The organism is Roseibium sp. RKSG952 (assembly GCF_009711355.1).
The window spans coordinates 1-2,058 of the sequence record NZ_SMMF01000578.1; the positions used below are offsets into that span (position 1 = coordinate 1).

The window sequence follows — 2,058 nt, forward strand, 5'->3', positions numbered from 1 at the left end:
CGAGATTCGCGTTGCTGACGGGCTTTTACCCGTTCTCTTGGCGCTGGCCGCGTTCCGGACGTAAGAAAATTGCGAGCGGCGGTCATATCCGCATTGCCTTCATGCCCGCAGGGTTTGCAGTGAAAGAGCACTTGGCTTTCGCGACTCTGTTTGTCGAGTGTGCCGCATTCGGCGCAGGTCCGTCAGGCAATAATGGTGAAGAACAACTGCCTAAAAAGACCACAATCGCACGCGCCAATCACAGCCTGCCGCCACCCTCCCTCGCCATGCTCGACCTTTGGCGTAAGTTGAAAGGTCACACGGAAGTAAAGTCGGTACTCAACGGCCTCTCCGGAAAGGTCGTCGGAGGCGTTAAATGAAGGTCCAGTCCACTTCGCCCCTGCCGAAGAGAATTCAGCTCAAGCGGGCGAGGGGGTGGCGCAAGCCGGAGGGCTCCGTGGTTATCACGCGTAGCTCCCGCTACGGCAACCCGTTCAAGATCGGCGATCCCGGACCCGACGGAACGCCGATGACGCGGGAGGAGGTCTGCCGTCGATTCGAATGCGAGGCCTTGCCTAATATTTCTGCCGCAGACATGGAATTTTTGCGTGGCCGGGACGTGGTCTGCTTCTGCAAGCTTGAGGACATGTGTCACGGAGACATCCTTCTTAGGCGCGCCAACCAAGAAACACATTCATCGGAACTGTGCACTGGAAACCCAGTCCCTCAGGACGAGGTAGACGTTGAACATTGAATCCGTAGGCGCTCTTCGCTATCGTCTGCCCGAGAATAGGCTATAGGGATTTCCGGTGTGAACAACGCAGTTTTCAAATACGACCCTGCTATCTACGGCGATTTGTTCGACGAGGACGACTGCCGAAAGGCGGAGTTTCTCGTGTGCCTTCTGGAGCGCTGGGGATGGATGGGCTTCATCCATATCTTCGGGGGACCGTTCAGGACGTCGCTGTCCGAGATGTACGCCGCAGTCGACCGTCGGCCCAGGGTGAAATCAGCTGTTCTCTTCAATCCCCATTTAAACAGGCGCTACGTAAGAGCCCACAGGATCAGACGAAAATCCTTCACGGTAGGAATGCCCATTTATTTCGGAGTCTTCTTCCTGTCCTACCTTTGGAGTTTCTGGCTCTATCGGCAGGGGGTACCCGTCCCGGCGGAGTGGACACCTCTTCTGGTTATGTTTCTGATCGGCTGGATAGCCGACAGGTTCGCCGTCCGGTGGGAAACTCGCCGTATCGAAGCGTTTCTCGATCTCTAGGGACCGGGCCGTGACCCGCTTGCTGCACGCCCGTGCTCAATCAGCCAGCCGCTCTTGATATCGACATCTACCGCACTCATCAGAGCGTTTAGAAAACCAGCATAAGATTCGCTGGCGGCGAGGTCATCAAGATCTATCTCGACCCCCGTACCGACCCCGATGATGCCCTCCGCCAGAATGGATGCCTCATGTTGTCTGGTCTTGATGCTGCTCCAACCCGACTTCTCGTCGCCGTAGACACCTTCAGAACGTCCACCCGCCGGATAGACGTTCGCATCCGTGAGATCGTGAAGCATAGCGAATGAATCGATATCCTTCAGCGAAACATCCGCGTCGTCCATGAAATCGGCGAGGATTTCCTTTAGGCAACGATCCTTTTCTCTCTCCAGTAGTTTAAGAAGGGAGGCTAGGCCGCCATCATCTGTCAGGCACACGACTTGATCACATTCGGTGTATGAGACACTCTTCAGTCCGTCTACAGGGTGGACACTAAGTCCGTATCCTTCCAAATTTTCAGCGATAGATCTCCGAACCATCGGCTCCTCCAAACTTGCGTTAGGTAATGTCGCTCAAGCCGTCGTCGCGAACAACCCGGAACAGTGAGCAACGATGGGTATTTTAACGTCTTCTCCGCCCTAAGTGACTTGAATTTTAGCAAAGCACAAGCCGTCAGGCTGCGCGACGAGAGTCGCGTTGCTGACGGGCTTTTACCCGTTCACTTGGCGCTGGCTGCGTTCCGGCCGTAAGAATATCGCGAGCAACGTTCGTATCCGCACTGGCTTCATGCCCGCAGGATTTGCAGTGAA

The 2,058-nt window shown here is 55.5% G+C and carries 5 protein-coding genes; 3 read left to right on the top strand and 2 right to left on the bottom strand.

Annotated elements, in window-relative coordinates:
• A partial coding sequence (locus E1297_RS51155) for a hypothetical protein (RefSeq protein ID WP_368669442.1) occupies positions 1-131 on the bottom strand: 131 nt, incomplete at its 3' end.
• Between E1297_RS51155 and E1297_RS51160 the strand changes: the two genes are divergently transcribed.
• Genes E1297_RS51160 through E1297_RS02460 form a run of 3 tightly spaced genes read left to right on the top strand, consistent with a single transcriptional unit; the run spans position 132 to position 1,252 of the window.
• Entirely contained in the window at positions 132-359 is a 228-nt protein-coding gene (locus tag E1297_RS51160; protein ID WP_155133456.1) for a hypothetical protein, read from the top strand.
• Positions 356-733, top strand: a complete 378-nt coding sequence (locus E1297_RS51165) for a DUF4326 domain-containing protein (protein WP_209015601.1) — start codon at positions 356-358, stop codon at positions 731-733. The genes E1297_RS51160 and E1297_RS51165 overlap by 4 nt, the downstream gene beginning before the upstream one ends.
• 57 nt (positions 734-790) lie before the next feature.
• The gene (locus E1297_RS02460) at positions 791-1,252 is read left to right on the top strand and encodes a hypothetical protein (protein WP_155133459.1); all 462 of its coding nucleotides are present in this window, start codon (positions 791-793) and stop codon (positions 1,250-1,252) included.
• Here the strand turns inward: E1297_RS02460 and E1297_RS02465 are convergent.
• Complete coding sequence (locus tag E1297_RS02465) at positions 1,249-1,788, bottom strand: hypothetical protein (RefSeq protein WP_155133462.1); 540 nt, start codon at positions 1,786-1,788, stop codon at positions 1,249-1,251. The genes E1297_RS02460 and E1297_RS02465 overlap by 4 nt on opposite strands.
• Positions 1,789-2,058: the final 270 nt, after the last annotated feature.